General features: G+C 74.9%; 1 pseudogene. It reads right to left on the bottom strand.

Annotated elements, in window-relative coordinates:
* Positions 1-107: 107 nt before the first annotated feature.
* Positions 108-239 (bottom strand): annotated as a pseudogene (locus PUR61_RS06615) (VOC family protein); the annotation flags it as partial.
* Between the last annotated feature and the right edge of the window lie 107 nt (positions 240-346).

Raw genomic sequence — 346 nt, 5'->3', positions numbered from 1 at the left:
GAGGGAGGGGCACGGCGCGGCCCCGCGCAACCCCGCAGGGCCCCGTGAGACCGCGTGAATCCAGCACGAGTCCGCGTGAGACCACGGGCGGAACTGACGGACGGTCACCGGACGTCGATGTGGAGCCGGTTCTTCGCCGTCTTCGGCTCGGGGACCTGGAGGATCGTGAGGCGGGGGCCGACGCCGTCGGGATCGCAGAGCCACGCCCCGTCGTCGACGGATTCGTCCTCCGGCAGGTCGTCGAGCCCGAGCGACTGCCGTCCGCGCTGTGCACGGCCGTCGCGGCGGAGCTGCGGCTGCCGGGCGTCGCGCTGACCGTCACCACCCGGGCCGGGAGCCGGCCGCT

The sequence above is a fragment of the Streptomyces sp. BE20 genome, from assembly GCF_036322525.1.
Classification (GTDB): Bacteria; Actinomycetota; Actinomycetes; order Streptomycetales; family Streptomycetaceae; genus Kitasatospora.
The sequence above is the reverse complement of the archived record's forward strand: the minus strand, read 5'-3'. Positions and strand labels throughout refer to the sequence as shown.